Genomic DNA, 23682 nt, shown 5'->3' on the forward strand with positions numbered 1-23682 from the left:
GGGGGGTGCCCAAGATCCCCGAAACCGCCATGCGAAACTTTTCACATGAGCCATGGCCGCGCACCCCGACGCCGCTTCACCCTGCTCGCCGCCCCCGCGGTGGCCGCCGCGCTCGCACTGACGCTGAGCGCGTGCGATTCCGGCAACAAGACCAGTGGCGGTGGCGACACCAACTTCGTCACGGGCAACAGCGGAATCTCCACCGCGGCCAAGGGCGAGCGCGCCGACGCCCCGAAGCTCGACGGCAAGAGCCTGGACGGCAAGCAGCTCGACCTCGCGGACTACAAGGGCAAGATCGTCGTCCTCAACGCCTGGGGCTCGTGGTGTGCCCCCTGCCGGCTCGAAGCGAAGTACTTCACCAAGGTGGCCAAGGCCACCGAGGAGCAGGGCGTCCAGTTCGTCGGGATCAACACCCGCGACCCGGAACCGGCCCAGGCGGTCAGCTTCGAGAAGGACTTCGGCGTCACCTACCCGAGCTTCTACGACCCGACCGGCAAGCTCCTGCTGCGGTTCCCCAGGGGCACGTTCAAGCTCCAGTCCATCCCGTCGACCGTCATCATCGACCGGGACGGCAAGCTGGCCGCCCGGTACGTGGGCCCGCTCGACGACACCCAGCTGCGCAAGATGCTCGACCCGCTGATCGCGGAGAAGTGATCAGGTGACCGCCCTCGCCGCCGCCACACATAACGAGACGGTCATGAGCGGAGCCCTTCTGGTCTCCCTGCCCATCGCCCTGATCGGCGGGCTCGTCTCCTTCTTCTCCCCGTGCGTCCTGCCGCTCGTCCCCGGTTACCTCAGTTACGTCACCGGGGTCAGCGGCGCCGATCTGGCCGAGGCCAGACGGGGGCGGATGGTCGCGGGCGCCTCGCTCTTCGTGGCCGGGTTCACCGCCGTGTTCGTCTCCGGCGGCGCGCTCTTCGGCTTCTTCGGCGACACGCTCCAGGCGAACAGCGGCCCGCTCACCAAGGTCCTCGGCGTCCTGATGATCCTCATGGGGGTCTTCTTCATGGGCCTGATGCCGTGGATGACCCAGCGCGAGTTCCGCATCCACAAGAAGCCGGTGACCGGCCTGGCGGGCGCCCCGCTGCTCGGCGCGCTCTTCGGGATCGGCTGGACGCCCTGCCTCGGCCCGACACTGAGCTCGGTGAGCATCCTCGCGATGAACGAGGGCACCGCCGGGCGCGGGGCGATACTGACCGTCGCCTACTGCCTCGGCCTCGGCATCCCGTTCGTGCTCGCCGCCGTCGCCTTCCGCAAGGCACTCGGCGCGTTCGGCTGGGTCAAGCGCCACTACGTCTGGGTGATGCGCATCGGCGGCGGGATGATGATCGTGACCGGGCTCCTCCTGCTGACCGGAGCGTGGGGCAACATGATGCAGGAACTGCAGGGCTGGTCCGCCGGCTTCCAGGTGGGGATCTGAGTACCGAATGAGCAACACCAAGTCCAACCCGTCCCAGGAGCGCGAGCGCCCCGACGAGCGGGAGGTGCGCGCGGAGCAGGACCGCGAGATCGCCCGGGAGCTCGGCGCCGCCGGCTCCCAGCTCTCCACCGCCCCGCGCGAGGAGGCCCTGGCGAACCTTCCCGCCATGGGGATCATCGGCTGGATCCGCTGGTTCTGGCGGCAGCTGACCTCCATGCGGGTCGCCCTGATCCTGCTCTTCCTGCTGTCGCTCGGCGCCATCCCCGGCTCGCTGATCCCGCAGAACAGCGTCGACGAACTCAAGGTGCAGACCTTCAAGGGCCTCCACACCACCGTCTCGCCGATCTACGAGAAGCTCCAGTTCTTCGACGTCTACAGCTCGGTGTGGTTCTCCGCGATCTACATCCTGCTGTTCGTCTCGCTCATCGGCTGCATCGTGCCGCGCACCGGCACCTTCATCGGCCAGCTGCGCAGCCGCGCCCCGGGCGCGCCGAAGCGGCTGACCCGGCTGCCCGCGTACACCACCTGGCGCACCGAGGCCGCGCCCGAGGACGTCCGCGAGGCCGCGCGGGTCATGATGCGCAAGCGCCGCTACCGGGCGCATGTCGACGGGGACGCGGTCGCCGCCGAGAAGGGCTATCTGCGCGAGGCCGGGAACCTGATGTTCCACATCGCGCTGATCGTGATGCTGATGGGCTTCGCCTGGGGGCAGCTCTTCAAGTCGGAGGGCGCCAAGCTGATCGTCGAGGGCGACGGGTTCTCCAACACGATCACCCAGTACGACGACTTCAAGTCCGGCTCCCTCTTCGACCAGGACTCGCTGGCCCCCTTCAGCTTCACCCTCGACAAGTTCATCGGCACGTACGAGCGCAGCGGCCCGCAGATCGGCACCCCCCGGACGTACGAGGCGCACGTGACGTACGCCGACGGCGCCTACGGCAAGCCGAAGAAGACCGTGATCAAGGTCAACGATCCCCTTGTCGTCGATGGTACGAAGGTCTATCTCAACGCCCACGGCTACGCGCCCGTCGTCTCCGTCAGGGACGGCCGGGGCAAGCAGGTCTACAAGGCCGCCGTGCCGCTGCTGCCCCTCGACAACAACGTCACGTCGAGCGGCGCGATCAAGGTCCTGGACGGTTACCGGGACAAGGACGGCAAGACTGATCAGCTGGGCTTCCAGGCCTTCTTCGTGCCGACCTTCGCCGGCAACGGCAAGGGCACGATGTTCTCGCAGTTCCCGGCCGCCGACATGCCCGTCCTCGCGCTCAACGGCTACCACGGCTCCATCGGCGTGAACTCCGGCATCGCGCAGAACGTGTACCAGCTGAACACGTCGAAGATGAAGGAGTTCAAGGACTCCAAGGGCAAGCAGCTCAAGCAGCGCCTGCTGGTCGGCGAGACGATGAAGCTGCCCGACGGGGCCGGCTCGATCAAGTTCGAGGGCATCCAGGAGTGGGCCAGCTTCCAGATCTCGGAGCAGCCCGCCAGCGGCTGGGCGCTCGTCGGGGCCATCGGCGCGATCGCCGGTCTGGCCGGCTCGCTGTTCATCCAGCGGCGCCGGATCTGGATCCGTGCGGTGCGCGGCGCCGACGGCGTGACCGTCGTCGAGATGGCGGGGCTCGGCCGCAGCGAGTCCGCGAAGCTTCCGGAGGAGCTGGCCGATCTCGCGGTCACGCTCAACGCCGCGGCGCCGATGGCGCCCGGCCCCGACAACGACCCCGACACCGATCCGGACCCCGACGTCGTCGCCGCGTCCTCCGCAGAACCTTCCGAAGGGGCTGAGAAGTGAATCTCGCCGCCGCAACCAACGAGAATCTGGCACACACCAGCAATGTGCTGATCTATTCGTCGATGGCTGTCTACACGCTGGCCTTCTTCGCGCACATCGCGGAGTGGGTGTTCGGCAGCCGCAGCAAGGTCGGCCGCACCGCAGCCGCGCTGACCGCGCAGGAGGCCGCAGCCGCGACGGTGAAGGTCGAGGTCGCGCAGAAGTCCGGCGGTACCGCCGTGCTGGACCGGCCGAAGATCGTCACCCGTTCCGCAGCCGGCTCCCGCGACGTCCCGGACGGGCCCGGCGCGGCCGGCGGCACGTTCAAGGGCGACCTGTACGGGCGGATCGCGGTCTCCCTGACCGTGCTGGCGTTCCTCGTCCAGGCCGGCGGGGTCGTCGCCCGCGCGATGTCCGTGCAGCGTGCCCCCTGGGGCAACATGTACGAGTTCTCCATCACGTTCTCCGTGGTGGTGGTGGCCGCGTACCTGGTGCTGCTCGCGCTGAAGAAGAACGTCCGCTGGATGGGGCTGCTGCTGGTCACGGCCGTGCTGCTGGACCTCGGCATCGCGACGACCCTGCTGTACACCTCCAGCGACCAGCTGGTGCCCGCGCTGCACTCGTACTGGCTGTGGATCCACGTCTCCACCGCGATCATCTGCGGTGCGGTGTTCTTCATCGGCGGGGCCGGCACCCTGATGTACCTCTTCCGCGACAGCTACGAGAGCAAGCTCGCCAACGGCGGCAAGCCGGGCGCGTTCGCGGAGTCCGTGCTCTCCCGGCTGCCCGCCGCGTCGAGCCTCGACAAGTTCTCGTACCGGATCAACGCGGCCGTCTTCCCGCTGTGGACGTTCACGATCATCGCGGGCGCGATCTGGGCGGGCGACGCCTGGGGCCGCTACTGGGGCTGGGACCCCAAGGAGGTCTGGTCCTTCATCACCTGGGTCGCGTACGCCTGCTACCTGCACGCCCGCGCCACCGCCGGCTGGAAGGGCCGCAAGGCCGCCTACCTGGCGCTGATCGCCTTCGGCTGCTGGATCTTCAACTACTACGGCGTGAACATCTTCGTGACCGGCAAGCACTCCTACGCCGGAGTCTGACCGCCGGGCACACGGCGACGGCCCGCACCCCTTTCCGCTGGGGGTGCGGGCCGTCGCCTTTTCGCTCCTCAGGGCATCGGAGTGTCCAGGACCGCCTTGCGGTGGCTGAACGTCTCCAGCGAGTAGCGGCCGTGGTAGCTGCCCATGCCGCTCTCACCGACCCCGCCGAACGGCAGGTCGGAGACGGTCAGATGGGCCAGCGGCAGCCCGATGCCGACGGCGCCGGAGGACGTCTCCGCGACCAGCCGTTCGCGTACGGTGTCCGATTCGGTGAACGCGTACAGCGCCAGCGGCTCGTCCCGGTCGTTGATGAACGCGATGGCCTCGTCGAGGCCGTCCACCGTGACGATCGGCAGGACCGGCCCGAAGATCTCCTCCCGCATCACGGGCGCGTCCGGTGCCACATCGGCCAGCACGGTCGGGGCGATGTACTTGGCGTCCCGGTCGTAGGTGCCGCCGGTCACGGTGCGGCCCGAGCCGAGGAGCCCGGTCAGCCGGTCGAAGTGGCGCCGGTTCACGATCCGGCCGTACTCCGGGTGCGTCGAGGCGTCCGCCCCGTAGAGCCCCTCGACGGCGGCGGCGAGCGCGTCCGCGAGGGCGGGGGCGGTCTCCGGGTCTGTCAGTACGTAGTCGGGGGCGACGCAGGTCTGGCCCGCGTTCAGGAACTTGCCGGCCGCCAGCCGTCCCGCGACGGCTTTCAGGTCCGTGTCCCGGTCGACGAAGACCGGCGACTTGCCGCCCAGTTCGAGGGTCACCGGGGTGAGGTTCTTCGCCGCCGCGGTCATCACGATCCGGCCCACCGTGCCGTTGCCGGTGTAGAAGATGTGGTCGAAGTGCTCGCTGAGCAGCGCGGTGGTCTCGGGGACGGCGCCCTCCACGACGGCGACGGCGTCCTCGTCCAGATAGCGCGGCAGCAGCCGGGCCACGGCGGCGGAGGTCGCGGGCGCCAGTTCGCTCGGCTTGGCCACCACGGTGTTTCCGGCGGCCAGCGCGCCGACGACCGGGGCGAGCAGCAGCTGCACCGGGTAGTTCCAGGGCGCGATGACCAGGACGACGCCGAGTGGGTCCTGCACGGTACGGGCGGTGGCCCCGCCCAGCCGGGCCGGTACGGGGGCGGGCTCGGGCCGCAGCCACTCGGCCAGGTGCTCCAGGGTGTGGTCGATCTCGCGGACCGTGAAGTCGATCTCGGTGCGGTAGGCCTCCTTGCGGCTCTTGCCGAGGTCGGCGTGGAGCGCGTCGGCCAGTTCGTCACCGCGTTCGGTGAGCAGAGCGCGCAGCTGCCGGAGCTGGCCGGTGCGCCAGTCGAGGCTCTTGGTGTGGCCGGTACGGAAGGTGGTGCGGAGGCGGTCGACGGTCTCGGCCGGGGTCTCGGCGGGGGCGAGCGCGGCGACGATCTCCCGGGCGAGCCGCTCGGAGGAGGCGGGGTTCTGGCCGGTGTGCAGGGTGCGGTCGGTGACGGTGTGCGGGGCGAAGGCGGCGGCCGCGGTGTAGTCGGCGCCCAGCTGGACGAGCCGGTCCTCCAGCAGCCAGGGCGCCTTGTCGGCGAGCCCGCCGATGGACTCCTCGGCGTTGCTGAACCCGGTCATGCGGTATCCGGCGAAGGGCCAGGAGCCGTCCTCGCGGCGGGCGGCGAGGAGTGCGGCCGGCGCGTGGCAGAGCACGCCGAGGCGGGCACCGGCGTCGAGCGCGGCGGTCAGCAGCCGCCCGGAGAGCTCGCTCACGGCCAGGTCCTCCATGGGCCCGTGGCCGCCGGGGTAGAAGACCGCGTCGTACCGGTCGGGGCGGACGTCCTCCAGCCGGGCCGGGGAGCGCAGCTCGGGGCCGATCGCGTCGAGGTACGCGGCGACGGCGTCGGCCTGCTGCTGCCCGCCGTTGGCGGCGGCGGTCAGGCTGCCCGCGTCGACGGTGGGGGTGACGCCTCCGGGGGTGGTGAGGGTGACGGCGTATCCGGCCTCGGTGAAGACCCGGTGCGGTGCGGCCAGCTCCTCGGCCCAGAACCCGGTGGGGTGGGTGGTGCCGTCGTTGAGGGTCCAGTGGTCGGCGCCGGTGAGAACGAACAGTACGGAGGGCATGGGGGTACTCCCTGCAGAGCTGGCGAGCGGGTCTGGCTCAGAACTTGATATGCTCAAGCAATCCGTTTCATGTAACTGCCAAATATTGAGCATGTCAAATAAATGTCGGCGGATGCCGATCGAAGAATGGCCGACCATGACCACCGAACCGACGCCCCGCGCCGACACTGCTCCGGACGATCGGGCCGCCCCCACCCCGGAAGACCTCCTGGAGCCGCTGGCCCTCGTCGTGCGCGGCCACCACGACGACCTCACCGCCGTCGCCGCCCGCCACGGACTGTCCACCTCGCAGGCCCGCGCCCTGATCGCGCTCAACGAGCCCATGCCGATGAGCGCCCTGGCGGCTCATCTCGTCTGCGACGCGTCCAACGCCACCGGCCTCATCGGCCGCATGGAGACCCGGGGCCTGGTCGTCCGCGCCCCCGCCCCCGGCGACCGGCGCTCCAAGGTCGCGAGCCGCACCCCGGAGGGCACCCGGCTCGCCCACACCATCCGCGCCGAGATGCGCGCCGTGCACGGCGCGCTCGAAGCGCTCACGCCGGAGGAGCGCACAGCACTGCTGCCCCTGCTCAACCGGCTGGGACAGCTGCTGTACGCCCGATGACCGCGGAACGCGTTACGGAGCGGGCGGCGCCGACTCCTCCGGACCCGCCCCGCTCTCCCGCCGCTTGAGCTCGTCCTCGCGGCGGCGCAGGTCCGCCTCCCAGTCCTTGAGGACGGCCTCGTCCTGCTTGTTCTCTTCCCGCAGCGACTTCAGGAAGTCGGGATTGTCATCCGGCGCCACCCACCGGGAACGCCCGTTGCGGTGCCACTCGGAGGGCGTACGGCCATCGGCCGGCACCTCGCGCACCTTGCCCGCGGCCAGCCACACGATCGGGCCGACGATCCAGAACAGCAGGATGATGAAGACCCAGGCGATCTTCGGCAGGTGCTTGGCCTCGTCCTCCGGGGTGTTCAGGCAGTCGATGAACGCGAAGATCGTCAGCGCCAGCGGCAGGAGATAGATCAGGGCCCGGAGCATGGTGGAAGTTTCCCCCCGAGGAGAGTTGGCGGGGCAAAGCCCCGCCCCGGTGACGGGCCCAGGGTAACCGGTGTCAATTATGCCCCACGGCGAGCAGGTGGGAACTGGCTGCGAGGGCGGTGGCTGGTCTCGTCAGAGAGAGGAGAGGCGTTCGTCGCGCAGGGCAGCCCAGTGCAGGGAATCGCGAATGCCTTCCTCGGTCGTGTACTGCGGGCGCCAGTCGAGGAGCCGTTCGGCGCGGTCGCTGCGCGTGTACGCCCCCGCGACATCACCGGGACGTGCGGCGCTGTCCTTCGTACGGACCGGGGTGTCGACGATCGTGTTGAACGCTTCGACGAGTTCGCGCACGGTTGTGCCGGTTCCCGTGCCCAGATTGATGGCTGTCGAGGACTCGCCGCTGTCCAGGATGGTGTCGAAGCGCTGGAGCGCGGCCACGTGAGCGGCGGCGAGGTCCCAGACGTGGACGTAGTCGCGGATTCCTGACCCGTCCCGGGTGGGCCACTGCGTCCCGGTGATCTCGAAGGGCACTCCCGCTTCATGGGCTGAGATCAACTTGCCGAGGGCGTGGCTCGGCTGACGCAGTTGCAGACCGGTCCGCATCTTGGGATCCGCGCCGATCGGGTTGAAGTAGCGCAGGGACAGGATGCGGATGGGCTGGGTCGCCGCGATGTCGGAGAACATGCCTTCGCAGACCGTTTTGGTTCGGGCGTACGGGCTTTGCGGGGCGTGGGCGGAGTCCTCGTCCACGGTGAAGTCCTCACCGGTCCGGTAGATCGATGCCGACGAGCTGAAGATCATGCGTTCGCACCGGTTGCGCAGCAGATGCCCGACGAGGTCGAGACCGGCTGTGACGTTGTTCCGGTAGTAGCCGACGGGGTCGCTCACCGAGTCCGGTACGACGATCAGTGCCGCGCAGTGGACAACCGCGTGAATGTCGGGGTGCTCGGAAAACACGCGGTCGATGAGCGATCCGTCGGCGATGTCTCCCTCGTAGAAGATCCTGCCAGAGGTGAACTCCCGTCGTCCGGTGGACAGGTTGTCGAGGATGACCGGTTCGATGCCGGAGTCCAGGCAAGCGGAGGCGATGGTGCTACCGATGTACCCGGCGCCGCCGGTGATGAGTACCTTCATGCGCCGAGCTTAGGGGCTGAGGCAGCGGGGGTTCGGTCGCCTCGATTTCAGGGGCTGTCGAGTGCGCAGCGGAACCCGAGGGCGTGGTTGGAATAGTCGGGCGCGGCGGCGAATCGTTCGGTCGTGCGCACCTGGTAGCGAAGGTGCATCCAGCCTCCGCCCCTGACGGAGATGTACCGTTCGGCGGCTGCGTGATATATCGCGTCGTACGCGCGGGTGCTGCCGTAGAGCCTGTAGGTGCTGGATGTCCATTGCGAGACGTTGCCGGCCATGTCACACACCCCGAACGGGGAGTCTCCGCCTGGAGAACGTGTACCTACCGCTGCGGTACCGGGTCTTGTGCCGTGTCTGGTGAAGTGGTCGTTCCACCAGCTTCTCCACTGGGTGAGACCGTTGACCGAGTCCATGTCCTGGGGGTCGGCGCACAGGGCCCTTGAGGAGTCCCAGGACGTTCCCCAGGGCCATGTGCGCCAGGTGTGGCCATGGGCGGCGTACTCCCACTCGGCTTCGGTCAGGAGCCGTTTGCCTGCCCACTCGGCGTAGGCGGTGGCGTCGGAGCGGTCGACATGCACAACTGGGTGATCGGACCGGTTGTGGGCGTTGTCGTCCGGCCCGCCTGGGTGGCGCCAGTCGGCGCCCGGCAGCACCTCCCAGTCGTGACTTCCGTAGACCGCGCCGGCTCCCCGGCACTCGGCGGCCGTGCGATACCCGGTGGCGTTGGTGAATCGGGCGAATTCCGCGTTCGTGACGGGGTAGCGGTCCAGGCGAAAGGCCGGGATTGTGACCGAGTGCTGGGGTGACTCATCCTCGAACCACGACCGGCGATAGTGCTGTTGACGTACAAGGTCGTCTAGGTGGCTCTCCGGCGAGCCGATGAACGCGGTTCCGCCAGGGATGCTGATCATTCCGGACGTGGCCAGTGCGGTGGTGTCGGGCATGTCAGCCTCCGGCCAGAGCGGGCAGAGCGGGCAGAGCGGGCAGAGCGGGCAGAGCGGTGAGGATGACGTCTCCGGTGAGCACCGTGTCCAGTCCGTCCAGGTGGCGAATGTTGTCCCGTGCGAGGTATACGTTCGTCCACGGGACCAGCTCCCCCGCAGGCGACAAGATGCGAGGGGCGAGCGCTGGGCAGCCATCGGTCAGCCACTTCAGTGCGGTTCGGACCGAGTCGGCCCGGCACTCCAGCCCGAAGCCATCGGGGATCAGAGCCATCCACGCGGACGGGACGTCGAAGGCAACGGCCGCCCGGCTCTCCAGCATCGCGCGCATGCTGTCGGCTGTGGCCCGGATACCGTCGTCAAGCGGTGTACTGGGCTCCCAATTGAGCGTTCCCCGGGCGAGTCCGATGCCGGGGCAGCGCGCAGCGCCCCCCGTCTCCGGGCTTTGGCCGACACGGACGGTGCCGGTCCCGACGGTGGAGACCACGAGCTCGGCCAAGTAGCCGATAGCCGTACCCTCGGGTGCGCCAAGGTTGATCGGGCCTGCTGCGTCCGACTCCATCATGGCGATCAGGCCCTTCACGAAGTCGTCGACGTAGCAGAGGCTCCGGACCGCATGAGGACCGTTCACAACGAGTTCTTGCCCGGCCAGAGCGGCCGCGACGAAGGCCGCGACGACACGCCGGTCCGAAGCCAGCATCCCAGGGCCGTAGACGTTGAAGGGGCGGATGATCCCGGTGTTCACGTCGTACTCGCGGCGGTATGCCATAGTCATCGCTTCCAGGAACCGCTTGGCTTCCTGATACCCGGACATCGGCCCGGTGGGATCGACGTTTCCCGAGTATGTCTCGGCCTGTGGCTGTACCGGCGGATCTCCGTAGACCTCTGCGGAGGACATCACCACGATCCGAGCCCGGTGTCGGCGTGCGATCTCCAGGGCGTTCACGGTCCCGACCGAGCCAGCCATCAGCGTGCGCACCGGGTGATCACGTACGTGAGCCGGTCCGATCGGGCTGGCGAGGTGTACCACCGCAGACACTTGGCTCTCCCAGTCGAGCGGGACAGTGATGTCGTGCTCGATCAAACTGAACCGCTTGTGCTGCCGGAGCCTGGCCAGGGCTGGTAGGAGGCCGGCCGTCAGACTGTCCACAGCTGTGACGTGGGCCCCGCGTTCCAGTAGCGCAGCACATAAGTGAGTGCCGATGAACCCGGCTCCTCCGGTAACGAGAATGTGTTCAGACACGCATTCCTCCGTGGTCACGAGTTCATTCCCTCCGGCGTGAGACGGCTGGCGCCGGCCGGGGGCGTGGCGAGCTCTCCGCCACTGATATCCAGTCAACGGGACGGTGCGAAGAGGGGACAGGAAGGTCCGGGGGAAGTGCGTGGTCATCAACCGGAAGACTTTGCTTTCGTATGACCCAGGCCTGAGCGGTGAGGTGGGGGTGGCGCTACATTCAGCTCATGGGAGCGAACCTCGTCCTCCAGGAGCGGACCAATCAACTGGGTCCCAACCAAGACGAGTTGGCTGAACGACTCAACAGGGCGCTTCACGAAATCACCGGCCGACCGGGAGGAATGTCCTCGCGTACGGTCCGCAACCTGCTTAACGGGTCAAGCAGCCGCCCAATCAGTCGCACGTGCGCCGCTCTTGAACGCGTGTTCGGCTGTTCTGTGGCGGAATTAGGGTTCAGCGCACCCAGCTCCATGCACCATCCCTCGGAGGGTCTCGTGCGCCGTCGCGACTTTATTGTCTCAACCACAGGCACGGCAGCCACCGCTGTTCCGATCTCGAAACAACGCAGATCAGTTGGCATGTCGGATGTAGCTCGCGCATCTGCCGGAATGAACGCACTTGTTGAGGCTGACGATCGGCAAGGCGGGCATCTATCGCTGGCGACCGCAGCTCTCGAAGGTCGTGCCGCGATTCCGGACCTCCAGCAGCGGAACGCCGGCGAGCGGGTGCGCCGCGCTCTGTACGCACTCGCAGCCGAGTACACCAGCGTCGCGGCATGGTCCTGCATCGACCTGCGTGAACTGGATGCCGCCCAGCGATACGTGCACGAGTCTTCGACACTCGCCGGTCTGTCCAGGACCCGCCTGCTGTAATGCATGTGTGGATTCTGATGGCGATGCTCGCTTACCAGAAGAAGAACTGGCCGGAGGAGCTGGCTGCCGCGCAGGCTGCCCATGCCTCCGCAGCAGCACGCAGGGACCCGTTCTTCGGCTCCATGGGGCGGGTGAGGCTTGCCCTGGCCCATTCGTCACTGGGTGATTCGGCGGCTGCCCACAGGGCCCTCCGATCAGCGCAGGACGGTTTTCGCAAGGTCACGGCGGAAGAACGTCCGCGATGGACGGCCTTCTACGGAGCGGCCGAACTCAATCACCTTGCGGCGGTGATCCTCAATAGCAACGGAGAGTCTGCACACGCCGAGGCGATGGCGCACCGTGCCCTGGCCAAGATCCCGGCAGGGTTTCAGCGCAACCGCGCGCTGGCTACCTGCCAGCTCGCGCTCGCGCAGCTACAGCAGGGGGAGGCCGAGCAGGCCACGACCACCGCAGCCTCGGTATTCGCCATCATGGATGGCGCTCCACTGCCTGGACGGATGCGCACGCTCATCGGAGACTTCCACCGGGACCTGTTCCGGCTTGCGCCGTCCACCACGACGAGTTCAATCAGCGGTTCCCCTGGTTCGTCGACCACTGGTCTCGGATGGATGGCTTCACCCGCGTCGTCGGCTTCGACGGAGACGAGCCGACCGGCTTCGCCTACGGCGCTCCGCTCCATCCCGGTCGCGAGTGGTGGCGTTCCACCAAGTTTGTGCCTGACCGCGATGCAGCCTCGACTTACGCAGTATCGGAGGTCATGGTCCGTCCGAAGTGGCGGAAGCAGGGCGTCTCGGATCTGCTGCACGGGGCACTCCTGAAAGAGCGGGACGAAGACTTGGCTGTGCTCCTGGTCGATGTGAGCCACCCGAAGGTCCAGGGGCTGTACGAGACGTGGGGCTACATGAAGGCGGGTGAGCAGCGACCGTTCGCCGACTCTCCGCTGTATGCGGTCATGGTGAAGAGCCTTTCTTAACGGCCTCCCCGACCCGCGGCCGGTCCTTTGTTCCTGATGGCCGATGGCAAAGGTGGGGGAGCCCTGGCAGCTGATGCCAGGGAGGGTGTCAAACTGGACGGCATGGCTTACGACGATCTTCGATCCCTCCTCCGGGCTCTGGAGCGCGAGGGCGAGCTCAAGCGCATCAAGGCCGAGGTCGACCCCTACCTGGAGGTCGGTGAGATCGTCGACCGGGTGAACAAGGCCGGCGGGCCCGCGCTGCTCTTCGAGAACGTCAAGGGCTCCGCGATGCCCCTGGCCATGAACGTGTTCGGCACCGACAAGCGGCTCCTCAAGGCGCTCGGGCTGAAGTCCTACGCCGAGATCAGCGACAAGATCGGCGGGCTGCTCAAGCCGGAGCTGCCGCACGGCTTCGTCGGCGTCCGGGAGGCCTTCGGCAAGCTCGGGACGATGGTCCACGTGCCGCCGAAGAAGGTGAAGGCGGAGAACGCCCCGGTGCAGGAGGTCGTCCTCACCGGCGACGACGTGGACCTGGACCGGCTGCCCGCGCTCTTCACCTGGCCCAAGGACGGCGGCTCGTTCTTCAACCTCGGGCTCACCCACACCAAGCACCCCGAGACCGGCGTGCGGAACCTGGGGCTCTACCGGCTCCAGCGCCATGACCGCCGCACCATCGGGATGCACTGGCAGATCCACAAGGACAGCCGCAACCACTACCAGGTCGCCGCCAGGCGCGGGGAGCGGCTGCCGGTCGCCATCGCGTTCGGGGCGCCGCCCGCGGTGACGTACGCCTCCACCGCGCCGCTGCCCGGGGACATCGACGAGTACCTGTTCGCCGGGTTCATCCAGGGCAAGCGGATCGAGATGGTCGACTGCAAGACCGTCCCGCTCCAGGTGCCGGCCAACGCCGAGGTCGTCATCGAGGGCTGGCTGGAGCCCGGCGAGACGCTGCCCGAGGGGCCGTTCGGTGACCACACCGGCTTCTACACGCCGCAGGAACCGTTCCCCGCGCTGACCATCGACTGCGTGACCATGCGGAAGCGTCCGCTGCTCCAGTCGATCGTGGTCGGCCGGCCGCCGACCGAGGACGGGCCGCTGGGCCGGGCCACCGAGCGGTTCTTCCTGCCGCTGCTCAAGATCATCGTGCCGGACATCGTGGACTACCACCTGCCCGAGTCCGGCGGGTTCCACAACTGTGCGATCGTCTCGATCGACAAGAAGTACCCGAAGCACGCCCAGAAGGTGATGAGCGCCATCTGGGGGGCGCACATGATGTCGCTGACCAAACTGATCGTCGTGGTGGACTCCGACTGCGACGTCCACGATCTGCACGAGGTGTCCTGGCGGGCGCTCGGCAACACCGACTACGCGCGGGACCTGACCGTCGCCGAAGGCCCCGTCGACCATCTCGACCACGCCTCCTACCAGCAGTTCTGGGGCGGCAAGGCCGGGATCGACGCGACGAAGAAGTGGCCCGAGGAGGGCTACACCCGGGACGGGGGCTGGCCGGACATGGTCGAGTCCGACCCGGAGACCTCCGACCGGGTCACCCGCCGCTGGAAGGAGTACGGACTGTGAGCGCCTCCGCCGCTGCCGTGCCGCAGCCCCGCAGCAAGCCCCGCGCGTTCCTGCGGCTCGTCATGATCGAGCACTCCGTCTTCGCGCTGCCCTTCGCCTACATCGCCGCCCTCACCGCGATGTTCCACGACGACGAGTCGATCCACTGGGTCACCCTGCTGCTCGTCACCGTCGCCATGGTCGGGCTGCGCACCTTCGCGATGGCCGCGAACCGGATCATCGACCGGGAGATCGACGCCCGTAACCCGCGTACCGCCGACCGTGAGCTGGTGACCGGGGCGGTCTCCGTGCGCTCCGCGTGGACGGGGGCGCTCATCGCCGTCGTCGTCTTCCTCGGCGCGGCGGCGCTGCTCAACCCGCTCTGCCTGGCGCTGGCGCCGCTCGCGGTGATCCCGATGGTCGTCTACCCGTACGGCAAGCGGTTCACGAACTACCCGCACGCGATCCTGGGCATCGCCCAGGCGATGGGGCCGGTCGGCGCCTGGCTGGCGGTGACCGGGAGCTGGTCGTGGGACGCGGTGATCCTGGGGCTCGCCGTCGGCATCTGGATCGGCGGCTTCGACCTGATCTTCGCCTGCCAGGACGTGCAGGCGGACCGGGCCCACGGGGTGTTCTCCGTCCCGGCCAGGTTCGGCGTGCCGGCCGCGCTGTGGGGCGCGCGGGTCTGCCACGTGGTGACGACCGGGCTGCTGGTCTGGTTCGGCCTGGCCACGGAGGCGGGGCTCTTCTACTGGATCGGCATGGTGATCGTCGCCGTCGCCTTCGTGTACGAGCACCGGGTGGTGCGGCCGCACGATCTGTCGCGGCTGAACCGGGCGTTCTTCTCGGTGAACGGGTTCATCGGAATCGCCCTGTTCGCGTGTGCGCTGCTGGATCTGCTGCTGCGGGGCCTGACGGTCTGAGCGGCCGGGCGCCCCGGCGCAGGACGAACGCGGCGAGCGCGCCGCCGGTCAGGCCGAAGAGGTGGCCCTGCCAGCTGACGCCCGGACCGGTCGGCAGGACGCCCTGGAGCAGCGAGCCGTACACCGCCGCGACGAGCACGCCGATGACCACGTCCAGCGGGCGGCGGTCCACGAAGCCGCGGACCAGCAGGTAGCCGAAGAGGCCGAAGACCACGCCCGAGGCGCCGAGCGTGACGGTGTGCGCCGGGGCGGTGAGCCAGACGCCGAGACCGCCGACCAGGATCACGGTGAGCACCACGCCGGCGAAGCGGCGCAGACCGCCCAGCGCGGCGATGAAGCCGAGGACCAGCAGCGGGACGCTGTTCGACGCGACGTGCGCCCAGCCGCTGTGCAGGAAGGCGGCGGGCACGATGTCGAGCAGCTCGCCCGGTTCGCGCGGGCTGATCCCGTGACCGTCCAGGCTGTGGCCGGTCGCGAGGTCGATGCCCTCCAGCACCCAGAGCAGCCCGACCCAGCCGAGCATGACCGCGCCCGCCGCGAGGGCACGGGATCCGGTCGTCATGCGCATGCTGCTCATGGAACGCCCCCTTCATACGTCGCGACGTATTCACACCTCGCAACGCACGGAGCCCCTGGCTCGGTTCCGGGTGGTGCGTGCCGGATAGGCTCGGTTCTGTGGATTCCGGGATTTCAGTGAGTCAGCAGCAGCGGCAGCCTTGGATTGTCGGGGTTTCGGGCGCTTCGGGCACACCATTCGCCGCCGCGGTGCTGCGTGGTCTGCTGGCCGCGGGCGAGAGCGTCGATCTGGTGGTGAGCCGGGCGTCGCGCCTCACGCTGCTGGACGAGACCGGGATCGCGTTCCGTGACGCGCACTGGCAGGAGGACCTGCGCGGCTGGCTGGCGCGGGGCGCGGACGGCAAGCCGCACACCTTCGACGTGGACGTGTCCGGCGTACGGCACTGGCCGGCCGGTGACTTGGCGGCCGGGCCGTCCTCGGGGTCCTATCCCGCGAAGGGGATGCTGATCGTCCCGGCCTCGACGGCCTGCGTGGCCGGAGTGGCGCTCGGGCTCTCGAAGGATCTGTTGCAGCGGGCCGCGAGCGTGACGCTCAAGGAGCGGCGGAAGCTGGTCGTCGCGGTGCGCGAGACCCCGCTCAGCGGGCAGACACTCAAGGCTCTGGTGGCCCTGGACGAGGCGGGCGCGGTCGTGCTGCCCGCCTCTCCGGCGTTCTACGCGGGTGCGACGCACATCCAGGATCTGGTGGATTTCGTCGCGGGACGGGTGCTGGACGCGGCAGGGGTGCCGCACCAGCTGTACCGCCGCTGGGAGGGAGAGCTCGGTGGCGGCTCCCGTGGCTGATCCGGGCGGGGTCAGCGCTTCTTGGGCGCGCGCGGGGTGCGGGTCCGGTCGACCCGGTGGGCGGCGGCGGGCTGATGGGCACGCGAGCGGTTGGCCAGGTCCTGCAGCTCGCGCATCCGGGCGTAGGCCATCTCGATCGTGTACACGGTGTTTTCACTCCTGAAGATTCGAAAGCTTTTTTTGGATGTTCGGGAAGATCTGCAGGCTCCAGAGCCTGCATGCCTTAGATTCTACACATAGACTCGCGATACTGCTGATTAATGGAAGGTTCCATTCACATGGACGCGGTGGACAGGCAGCTCATCCAGGCCCTCAGGGAGAACGGCAGGGCCTCGTACGCCGAGCTGGGCCGGCTCGTCGGGCTCTCCGGGCCCAGCGTCACCGACCGCATCAACCGGCTGGAGTCCGCCGGAGTCATCACCGGCTACCGCGCCACCGTCGACGCGGCCTCGCTCGGGCTCGGCGTCACGGCCCTGATCGGCATCTCGCTCTCCGACGCCGCGGACCACGAGGACGTCGCGCACCGGCTCAAGGACCTCGCTGAGATCGAGGACGCCTGGTTCATCGCGGGGGACGACTCCTACATGCTCAAGGTGCGCGTCGGTGACGTGGACGGGCTGGAGAAGACCATCCGCCGGCTCAGCGGCACCCGGGGCGTCTCGCGCACCCGCACCACGATCGTGCTGTCCACCAAGTGGGAGAACCGGGTCGGCGAGCTGCCGGAAGAGGGCTGACGGGGGGTCCGCAGGGCGCGCCCTGCGGGGGAGTACCGTGAGCGAAGTCTGTTACGCAGAGAAATGGGAGGCGCCCTAGTGGACGCGGGACTCAAGCGCGAGCTGGAGCAGAAGGTCCGGGCCGGCGAGCGGCTGACCCGCGAGGACGGGATCGCGCTCTACGAGTCCGACGACCTCGCCTGGCTCGGCGGTCTGGCCCATGAGGTGCGTACGCGCAAGAACGGCGACGTCGTCCACTTCAACGTCAACCGCCACCTCAACATGACGAACGTGTGCACCGCGTCGTGCGCGTACTGCTCGTTCCAGCGCAAGCCGGGCGAGAAGGACGCGTACACGATGCGCATCGAGGAGGCCGTCCGCCTCGCGAAGGCGATGCAGGGCGAGAACCTCACCGAGCTGCACATTGTGAACGGGCTGCACCCCACCCTGCCGTGGCGCTACTACCCGCGCTCGCTGAGCGCGCTCAAGGAAGCGCTGCCGGAGGTCTCCCTCAAGGCGTTCACCGCCACCGAGATCCACCACTTCGAGACCATCTCCGGGCTCTCCGCCTCCGAGATCCTCGACGAGCTGATCGACGCCGGTCTGGAATCGCTGACCGGCGGCGGCGCCGAGATCTTCGACTGGGAGGTCCGGCAGCACATCGTGGACCACGCCACCCACTGGGAGGACTGGTCGCGGATCCACCGGCTCGCGCACGAGAAGGGTCTCAAGACCCCGGCGACGATGCTGTACGGGCACATCGAGGAGCCCCGCCACCGCGTCGACCACGTGCTGCGGCTGCGTGAGCTCCAGGACGAGACCGGCGGCTTCCAGGTCTTCATCCCGCTGCGCTACCAGCACGACTTCGTGGACATGAAGGACGGCAAGGTCCGCAACAAGCTCCAGGCGCGTACGACGATGGCGACCGGCGCGGAGGCGCTCAAGACCTTCGCGGTCTCCCGGCTGCTCTTCGACAACGTCCCGCACGTCAAGGTCTTCTGGGTGATGCACGGCGTGCAGACCGCCCAGCTCGCGCTCCAGCACGGCGCGGACGACATGGACGGCTCGGTCGTCGAATACAAGATCACGCACGACGCGGACAACTACGGCACGCCCAACAAGCTCGGCCGCGAGGACCTGCTCGACCTGATCCGCGACGCCGGCTTCCGGCCCGTCGAGCGCAACACCCGGTACGAGATCCTCCGCGAGTACCCGGGCCCCGACGCGGACCGGCGCGAGTCGCCGCAGCCGATGCGGGTCTGACCCGGCGCGTGCCCCCGGGCGCGCGTATCGCTCTCCTGCTCCACGAAAGCTCCGGCCGCCGTCCCCGGCCGGAGCTTTCCCGCGTTTCCGACGGGGTTTCCCGACGGGATTGAGCGCAGCGCCCGTAATGGTTAATCTGCCTCTATGACACTTACCTTTGAGTTGGACCCTCCCTTTGACGGGCCCCTGCGGGACGGCATCACCGCGCTCTGGGCCGATGTGTCCAACGCGGGCGGCGCGGTGGGCTTTGTACCGCCCGTCACGGCAGAGGACGTCCGGCCCGAACTGGTCAAGCACCTCACCGCCATCACGGAGGAGCGCACCCGGCTCCTCGTCGGCTACGACGAGGAGGGCGCCGTCGCCGCCACCGCCTTCCTGACCCGCAACACGCACCGGCTGATGTCGCACTGGGTCTGGCTCTACACGGTGATGGTCCACCCCCGCCACCAGGGCCGGGGCTTCGGGCGCGACCTGATGGCCGCGGCCGCCGACGCCGCGCGCTCCATCGAGGGCATCGAGGCCATCCGGCTCACCTGCCGGGGCGGCACGGGCGCCGACCGTTTCTACGCCGCCTGCGGCTACAAGGAGGTCGGGCGGGTGCCGGGGGCGATCCGGGTGGCCGACGGGGATGACCGCGACGACATCATCATGCTGCTGCCGCTCGGCTGACAGCGGTGGTCCGAGGCCGCCGCGCGGACCCTTGGCGGAGCCCTCCGGACCGCTCGATTACGGGGCATGCTTCACTGGACGGGCAGGACTGTCACGTAGAGAGAAGGCGAGCTGTGTCCGCTGCAAAGCCGAGCGCAATGATCCGGTACACCGCGATGCGTCTCAGTATCTTCGTCGGCTGCTTCGCGCTCGCCGCCGTGGCGGTCAACTTCGGGCTGCTGCCGTCCGGAGCGGGGGGCTCGAACGTCATCTGGGTCATCCTGCTCGCCCTGGTGCTCTCCGCGCCGCTCAGCTACGTGCTGCTGCGCAAGCAGCGCGACGAGATGTCGGAGCAGATCATCTCCAAGGTCGACCGGACCAAGGCCCGCCTTGAGGCGAACCGCACCCGCGAGGACGGCGTCACCCAGTAGGGGACAGCCAGGGACTGTAAGGGAAATGTAAGCTCCCTCACACCCGTACCAATTCTTCCCGAAGCCCCAGCGCCGGAGCGAACGCTCCTGTATTGGGGCTTTCGCGTTGCCCGGGGCCTGCTGGGGGATTCCGCCGACCATTCGCGGGCTCCGCCGGGTGTGCGGGCGCAGTCTCATACCAAAGAAGACCTTTGAGGTTCTCAAAGTTCAAGTGTTAACGTGTTCGACATGAAGACAGCTGTGCGCATCCGACCTGCCGCGAGCATCCCGCTCGTGGCGCGCCTGCATGTCGATCTCTGCCGCTGTATGTCCGCGGTCTGTTGCCGCACCGTCTGATACCGGCATCACAGCGGCGCCGCCCCTGACGCGGGCGCCGCACCCCCGTCCCCCGCACACCGTCCCCGTGCGTCCCGATGCGTCACATCTGGAGTGTGTCCGTGTCCGCGAACCCCGCGTCCGCCACCACCGAAGAGCCCTCGGGCTCCGGTTTCCGCATACCCAAGGTCCCGTTCTGGGCCCAGATCGTCGCCGGTCTCGTCCTCGGTGTACTGCTTGGCTGGCTCGCCCGCAGCCAGGACATCGACTGGCTCTACACCACGCTCGACAAGGTCGGCCACATCTTCGTCCAGCTGCTGAAGCTGGCCGTCGCGCCCCTCGTCTTCTTCGCCATCCTGGTGTCCATCACCAACCTGCGCAAGGTCAACAACGCCGCCAGGCTGGCGGGCCGCACCGTCCTCTGGTTCATGATCACCTCGCTGATCGCGGTCGCGATCGGCCTCGCGATCGGCCTGATCACCAACCCGGGCTCCGGCACCGGCCTCACGCCGAAGGACGGCAAGGCCCCCGAGCACGCCGGCTCCTGGCTCGACTTCCTGACCGGCATCATCCCGGAGAACGTGATCACACCGTTCGCCGAGCTGAACGTCCTCCAGATCGTCTTCATGGCCGCCGTCGCCGGTATCGCCGCCCTCCAGCTCGGCGAGAAGGCGCAGCCGATCCTCACCCTCAGCGAAGCCGTCCTGGAGCTCCTCCAGAAGGCCCTGTGGTGGGTCATCCGGCTCGCCCCGATCGGCACCATCGGCCTCATCGGCTACGCGATCGCGGACTACGGCTGGGACCTGATCGGCAAGTACGCGACGTTCACCGCCGACGTCTACATCGGCTGCGCCCTGGTGATGTTCGGCGTCTACCCGCTGCTCCTCGCCACGGTCGCCAAGGTCAGCCCGCTCCAGTTCTTCAAGGGCGCCTGGCCCGCGATCCAGCTCGGCTTCGTCTCGCGCTCCTCGGTCGGCACCATGCCGGTCACCCAGCAGGTCACCGAGCGCCTCGGCGTCCCGAAGGAGTACGCCTCCTTCTCCGTCCCGTTCGGTGCGACCACCAAGATGGACGGCTGCGCCGCGATCTACCCGGCGCTGGCCGCGATCTTCATCGCGCAGATCTTCGACGTCCAGCTGGGTGTCGGTGACTACATCCTGATCGCGTTCGTCTCGGTGATCGGCTCGGCGGCCACCGCCGGTCTCACCGGCGCCACGGTCATGCTGACCCTGACGCTGTCGACGCTGGGCCTCCCGCTGGAGGGCGTCGGCCTGCTGATGGCCATTGACCCGATCCTGGACATGATGCGGACCGCGACGAACGTCGCGGGCCAGGCGCTGGTCCCGGTGCTCGTCTCGGCGCGCGAGAAGATCCTCGACCACGACCTGTACAACTCGGCCTCCGCCTCCCCGGTGGACGACGCCGAGGTCCAGGACAGCGAGCCGGCGAAGGTGCCCGTCCCCGCCTGATCCACGCGGCCCCGACGGCTGTGCCCCGTACCCTCACACGCACCCGGGTACGGGGCACAGCCGTTTTGCGAACGCGCCGTACTCTTACCGGGGAGTGGTGCAGCGGGGGCGGGAGGAGTCCGGCATGGGTGCTGTGAAGGGCAAGCGGATGCCGCGCGCCGTGCGCGAGCAGCAGATGATGGACGCCGCGGTGCGGACGTTCGGGCGGCGCGGCTACCGGGCCGCCTCGATGGACGAGATCGCAGAGCTGGCCGGGGTGTCCAAGCCGCTGGTGTACCTGTACCTGAATTCAAAGGACGAGCTGTTCACCGCGTGCATCCGGCGCGAGGCCCGCGAGCTCCTCGCGGCCGTCCAGGCGGGTGCGGAACCGGGACTGCCCGCCGACCGGCAACTGTGGTCCGGGCTACGGGCGTTCTTCACGCACACCGCGCAGAACCCGGACGGCTGGGCGGTGCTGTACCGGCAGGCGCGTACGCACGGGGAGCCGTTCGCCACCGAGGTGAGCGTGATGCGCGACGAGATCGTTGCATTCGTGACGGGTCTGATCGGGGCGGCGGCCCGCGAGGCCCATCACGACCCGGCGCTCCCCGACCGCGACGTGGCGGGGCTCGCGCAGGCGCTGGTGGGCGCCGCGGAGTCGCTCGCCGGCTGGGCGAACGAGACCCCGGGCGTCTCCGCGAAGGAGGCGGCGTCCACCCTGATGAACTTCTCCTGGGCGGGCCTGGAGAACCTCATGAACGGGCGCTCCTGGCAGCCGAGGGGGCCGGGGCGCGCGTGTCCGGCGTGATCCGTTCCTCCTTCCGGGCTTCCCGCCGGGGCGGCGGGTGTCAGGCCTGGCCCGTGATGGTCACGACCACCCGTACCGCGTCCTCCTCGCCCGGGAGCAGGGTGGCCAGGCAGGTGTCGGCCGCTCTGCGGGCGGCCCGTGCGACCTCCAGCGCGCGGGCGTCGCGGCGGGCGACGATCTGGATGTCCAGCCTCGGGGGCGAGGTGACGCTGCCCCGGCTCATCCGCACCCCGGCGTGACGGGTGCCGGCCGCGGTCCGGGGAGTGGAGGGCAGGGCCGAGCGCAGGAGTTGGGCGACGCCCGGTTTGAGGAACGCCACGCCCTCCACGCCCGCCACGGCCCTGGCGACCTCCTCCGTGAGCGTGGCCCTCCGGGTCCGCTCGGTGTCGTGGGTCATCGGGCGGCCCTTTCCTCGGGGGTGTCCTCTTCGGGGTCGAGCAGGTCGGTGATGCGGATGTCGAGTTCCGTGACGCCGAGGCCCAGGCCCTCGTCCACCGCCTCGCGCACCCGCCGCCGTACCCGGTCGGCGAGTTCCGTCAGGTCGTCGCTGAGCGGGACGTGCAGTTCGAGGCGTACGTCGATCCCGGCCGGGCCCCGGGAGTGCGGGGCGCCGGGGACGATCCGGCAGGACCCGGCGCGCACGCCGGGCACCGTCTCTGCGGCGGCGCGGACGGTGCGCGCGGCCACCGCCTCCATGATCCACAGGTCCTCGGCGGGTTCGCCCAGCGGCAGCGGGCGCCCCGGGCGCAGTTCGAGCCGTACGACGTCCATCACGCGCTGGGTCAGCGGCGTGGCGTCGTACGTCTCCGTCGTGTCGGTCTCCTCCCGCAGACCGCGTACCGCGGACTCCAGGCCCGCCAGCTCGTCGACGGCGCGTCGGCAGTGCGGGCACTCGCCCAGGTGCGGATCGGCCGTGCCCTGCTCCCAGAGGTCCCAGACGTGGGAGAGCAGACGGTCGCAGGGCAGTCGCTCGTCGTCCGCGTCACCGGCGGACTCGGGGTGGGGCGGGTCGGTGTGGGTGGTCATCGCCAGGCCCCCAGTTCCTGTGTCAGACAGCGTCGTGCGCGGAAGACGCGCGCCCGGACAGCCTCCTGGCTGATGCCGACCGCGGCCGCGATGAATTCGTAGGACTGGCCGTCCAATTCTCTCAGCACCCAGCAGGTGCGCTGCTCGGGGGAGAGCGAGGACAGGGCCGCCTGGAGGTCTCCGGCGGCGGCCCGCGACTCCGCGAGCCTGGTCGGGGAGACGGCGTGCTCGGGCGCCGCCACCTCGCCCGCGGCCTCCAGTGGCGCGAGTGGTCTGCGGCGGCGCAGGACGTTCAGGCAGCGGTTGGTGACGATGCGGTACAACCAGGTCCCGAACGAGGACTGGTGCTGGAACCCGGGCAGTTTGCGCCAGGCGCTGATCAGCGCGTCCTGCACCGCGTCCTCCGCCTCGGGCACGCTGCCCAGGAGCCGGGTGGCCAGGCGGATCAGCGGCGGCGCGTGGCGGCGTACGAGGGTGGCGAAGGCCTCCTCGTCGCCCTCCGCGGCGCGTACGGCGAGCAGGCCGTCACCGGTGTCGGCCCGGTCCTCGTCGGCCGCTGATGCGATCTGTCTGCGGGCCCCCGGCACAGGGCGGCTCCTCTGTTGTTCGGTCGTCGGGCGATCGTGGGGACGGTGGGGCATTGTGCTGTGCGTCTGTGGGTGGGACACATCGACTCCGGTTCT

At 69.0% G+C, this 23682-nt stretch carries 26 protein-coding genes and 1 pseudogene; 16 read left to right on the plus strand and 11 right to left on the minus strand.

Going from position 1 to position 23682, the window contains the following annotated elements; translation table 11 throughout:
- Nucleotides 1-45 precede the first annotated feature (45 nt).
- From RLT59_RS22060 to ccsB, 4 genes are read left to right on the plus strand one after another with little or no spacing between them, the layout of a single operon-like run.
- Nucleotides 46-654 carry a TlpA family protein disulfide reductase gene (locus tag RLT59_RS22060; protein ID WP_311304993.1) on the plus strand — a complete coding sequence of 203 codons (609 nt, stop codon included), beginning with the start codon at nucleotides 46-48 and terminating at the stop codon, nucleotides 652-654.
- A gap of 43 nt (nucleotides 655-697) precedes the next feature.
- Complete coding sequence (locus RLT59_RS22065) at nucleotides 698-1420, plus strand: cytochrome c biogenesis CcdA family protein (RefSeq protein ID WP_311304994.1); 723 nt, start codon at nucleotides 698-700, stop codon at nucleotides 1418-1420.
- Between the two features lie 7 nt (nucleotides 1421-1427).
- Nucleotides 1428-3209: a cytochrome c biogenesis protein ResB gene (locus RLT59_RS22070; RefSeq protein ID WP_311304995.1), complete on the plus strand. Its 1782-nt coding sequence runs from the start codon at nucleotides 1428-1430 to the stop codon at nucleotides 3207-3209.
- Entirely contained in the window at nucleotides 3206-4288 is a 1083-nt protein-coding gene (ccsB, locus tag RLT59_RS22075) for a c-type cytochrome biogenesis protein CcsB (protein ID WP_311304996.1), read from the plus strand. The genes RLT59_RS22070 and ccsB overlap by 4 nt, the downstream gene beginning before the upstream one ends.
- Before the next feature lie 68 nt (nucleotides 4289-4356).
- Here ccsB and RLT59_RS22080 read toward each other — a convergent pair whose 3' ends face one another.
- Both RLT59_RS22080 and RLT59_RS22085 read right to left on the minus strand, forming a co-directional pair.
- Nucleotides 4357-5682: an aldehyde dehydrogenase family protein gene (locus RLT59_RS22080; RefSeq protein WP_311307813.1), complete on the minus strand. Its 1326-nt coding sequence runs from the start codon at nucleotides 5680-5682 to the stop codon at nucleotides 4357-4359.
- Nucleotides 5668-6360: pseudogene (locus RLT59_RS22085) on the minus strand (type 1 glutamine amidotransferase domain-containing protein); the annotation flags it as partial. The gene RLT59_RS22080 and the pseudogene RLT59_RS22085, both read right to left, overlap by 15 nt.
- A 136-nt stretch (nucleotides 6361-6496) precedes the next feature.
- Here RLT59_RS22085 and RLT59_RS22090 point away from each other — a divergent pair.
- Complete coding sequence (locus RLT59_RS22090; protein WP_311304997.1) at nucleotides 6497-6964, plus strand: MarR family winged helix-turn-helix transcriptional regulator; 468 nt, start codon at nucleotides 6497-6499, stop codon at nucleotides 6962-6964.
- Nucleotides 6965-6976: 12 nt separating this feature from the next.
- Here RLT59_RS22090 and RLT59_RS22095 read toward each other — a convergent pair whose 3' ends face one another.
- The 4 genes from RLT59_RS22095 to RLT59_RS22110 all read right to left on the minus strand — a co-directional run bounded on the left by RLT59_RS22095 (nucleotide 6977) and on the right by RLT59_RS22110 (nucleotide 10708).
- On the minus strand, nucleotides 6977-7381 hold the full coding sequence (locus tag RLT59_RS22095) for a PLD nuclease N-terminal domain-containing protein (RefSeq protein ID WP_311304998.1): 405 nt from the start codon (nucleotides 7379-7381) through the stop codon (nucleotides 6977-6979).
- A 132-nt stretch (nucleotides 7382-7513) separates the two neighbouring features.
- Nucleotides 7514-8512 (minus strand): UDP-glucose 4-epimerase GalE, encoded by a 999-nt coding sequence (gene galE, locus RLT59_RS22100; RefSeq protein ID WP_311304999.1) that lies wholly within the window; start codon nucleotides 8510-8512, stop codon nucleotides 7514-7516.
- A 47-nt stretch (nucleotides 8513-8559) separates the two neighbouring features.
- A complete protein-coding gene (locus tag RLT59_RS22105) occupies nucleotides 8560-9450 on the minus strand; it encodes a formylglycine-generating enzyme family protein (protein ID WP_311305000.1) in 891 nt (296 codons plus the stop codon).
- Between the two features lies 1 nt (nucleotide 9451).
- Entirely contained in the window at nucleotides 9452-10708 is a 1257-nt protein-coding gene (locus tag RLT59_RS22110) for an SDR family NAD(P)-dependent oxidoreductase (RefSeq protein WP_311305001.1), read from the minus strand.
- Nucleotides 10709-11289: 581 nt separating this feature from the next.
- On the opposite strand from RLT59_RS22110, the gene RLT59_RS22115 reads away from it, so the two are divergent.
- From RLT59_RS22115 to mqnP, 4 genes are all read left to right on the plus strand, one after another.
- On the plus strand, nucleotides 11290-11553 hold the full coding sequence (locus RLT59_RS22115) for a hypothetical protein (RefSeq protein ID WP_311305002.1): 264 nt from the start codon (nucleotides 11290-11292) through the stop codon (nucleotides 11551-11553).
- 604 nt (nucleotides 11554-12157) lie between these two features.
- Nucleotides 12158-12526 (plus strand): GNAT family N-acetyltransferase, encoded by a 369-nt coding sequence (locus RLT59_RS22120; RefSeq protein ID WP_399125868.1) that lies wholly within the window; start codon nucleotides 12158-12160, stop codon nucleotides 12524-12526.
- Between the two features lie 102 nt (nucleotides 12527-12628).
- Complete coding sequence (locus RLT59_RS22125) at nucleotides 12629-14086, plus strand: menaquinone biosynthesis decarboxylase (RefSeq protein ID WP_311305003.1); 1458 nt, start codon at nucleotides 12629-12631, stop codon at nucleotides 14084-14086.
- 62 nt (nucleotides 14087-14148) lie between these two features.
- A complete protein-coding gene (mqnP, locus tag RLT59_RS22130; RefSeq protein WP_311307814.1) occupies nucleotides 14149-14988 on the plus strand; it encodes a menaquinone biosynthesis prenyltransferase MqnP in 840 nt (279 codons plus the stop codon).
- On the opposite strand, the gene RLT59_RS22135 is transcribed toward mqnP, so the two are convergent.
- Complete coding sequence (locus RLT59_RS22135; RefSeq protein ID WP_311305004.1) at nucleotides 14924-15565, minus strand: rhomboid family intramembrane serine protease; 642 nt, start codon at nucleotides 15563-15565, stop codon at nucleotides 14924-14926. The two genes, mqnP and RLT59_RS22135, sit on opposite strands and share 65 nt — an antisense overlap.
- 116 nt (nucleotides 15566-15681) lie before the next feature.
- On the opposite strand from RLT59_RS22135, the gene RLT59_RS22140 reads away from it, so the two are divergent.
- Nucleotides 15682-16347 carry a UbiX family flavin prenyltransferase gene (locus RLT59_RS22140; protein ID WP_073737181.1) on the plus strand — a complete coding sequence of 222 codons (666 nt, stop codon included), beginning with the start codon at nucleotides 15682-15684 and terminating at the stop codon, nucleotides 16345-16347.
- An 11-nt stretch (nucleotides 16348-16358) separates the two neighbouring features.
- On the opposite strand, the gene RLT59_RS22145 is transcribed toward RLT59_RS22140, so the two are convergent.
- On the minus strand, nucleotides 16359-16493 hold the full coding sequence (locus tag RLT59_RS22145; RefSeq protein ID WP_260255715.1) for a hypothetical protein: 135 nt from the start codon (nucleotides 16491-16493) through the stop codon (nucleotides 16359-16361).
- Nucleotides 16494-16625: 132 nt separating this feature from the next.
- On the opposite strand from RLT59_RS22145, the gene RLT59_RS22150 reads away from it, so the two are divergent.
- The 6 genes from RLT59_RS22150 to RLT59_RS22175 all read left to right on the plus strand — a co-directional run bounded on the left by RLT59_RS22150 (nucleotide 16626) and on the right by RLT59_RS22175 (nucleotide 21973).
- Nucleotides 16626-17081 carry an Lrp/AsnC family transcriptional regulator gene (locus RLT59_RS22150; RefSeq protein WP_073737182.1) on the plus strand — a complete coding sequence of 152 codons (456 nt, stop codon included), beginning with the start codon at nucleotides 16626-16628 and terminating at the stop codon, nucleotides 17079-17081.
- Nucleotides 17082-17159: 78 nt separating this feature from the next.
- Nucleotides 17160-18323, plus strand: coding sequence for an aminofutalosine synthase MqnE (gene mqnE, locus RLT59_RS22155; protein ID WP_073737183.1), 1164 nt, complete (start codon nucleotides 17160-17162; stop codon nucleotides 18321-18323).
- Nucleotides 18324-18467: 144 nt separating this feature from the next.
- Complete coding sequence (locus RLT59_RS22160; protein WP_311305005.1) at nucleotides 18468-18992, plus strand: GNAT family N-acetyltransferase; 525 nt, start codon at nucleotides 18468-18470, stop codon at nucleotides 18990-18992.
- Between the two features lie 155 nt (nucleotides 18993-19147).
- A complete protein-coding gene (locus tag RLT59_RS22165; protein WP_311305006.1) occupies nucleotides 19148-19402 on the plus strand; it encodes a DUF4229 domain-containing protein in 255 nt (84 codons plus the stop codon).
- Nucleotides 19403-19839: 437 nt separating this feature from the next.
- Nucleotides 19840-21186, plus strand: coding sequence for a dicarboxylate/amino acid:cation symporter (locus RLT59_RS22170; RefSeq protein ID WP_311305007.1), 1347 nt, complete (start codon nucleotides 19840-19842; stop codon nucleotides 21184-21186).
- Between the two features lie 124 nt (nucleotides 21187-21310).
- Entirely contained in the window at nucleotides 21311-21973 is a 663-nt protein-coding gene (locus tag RLT59_RS22175; RefSeq protein ID WP_311305008.1) for a TetR/AcrR family transcriptional regulator, read from the plus strand.
- A gap of 40 nt (nucleotides 21974-22013) precedes the next feature.
- Here RLT59_RS22175 and RLT59_RS22180 read toward each other — a convergent pair whose 3' ends face one another.
- Genes RLT59_RS22180 through RLT59_RS22190 form a run of 3 tightly spaced genes read right to left on the minus strand, consistent with a single transcriptional unit; the run spans nucleotide 22014 to nucleotide 23586 of the window.
- Nucleotides 22014-22370: a hypothetical protein gene (locus tag RLT59_RS22180; RefSeq protein ID WP_311305009.1), complete on the minus strand. Its 357-nt coding sequence runs from the start codon at nucleotides 22368-22370 to the stop codon at nucleotides 22014-22016.
- A complete protein-coding gene (locus RLT59_RS22185; RefSeq protein ID WP_311305010.1) occupies nucleotides 22367-22999 on the minus strand; it encodes an Asp23/Gls24 family envelope stress response protein in 633 nt (210 codons plus the stop codon). The genes RLT59_RS22180 and RLT59_RS22185 overlap by 4 nt, the downstream gene beginning before the upstream one ends.
- Nucleotides 22996-23586 carry an RNA polymerase sigma factor gene (locus RLT59_RS22190; protein ID WP_311305011.1) on the minus strand — a complete coding sequence of 197 codons (591 nt, stop codon included), beginning with the start codon at nucleotides 23584-23586 and terminating at the stop codon, nucleotides 22996-22998. The genes RLT59_RS22185 and RLT59_RS22190 overlap by 4 nt, the downstream gene beginning before the upstream one ends.
- Between the last annotated feature and the right edge of the window lie 96 nt (nucleotides 23587-23682).

It is taken from the genome of Streptomyces sp. ITFR-6 (assembly GCF_031844725.1).
Classification (GTDB): Bacteria; Actinomycetota; Actinomycetes; order Streptomycetales; family Streptomycetaceae; genus Streptomyces.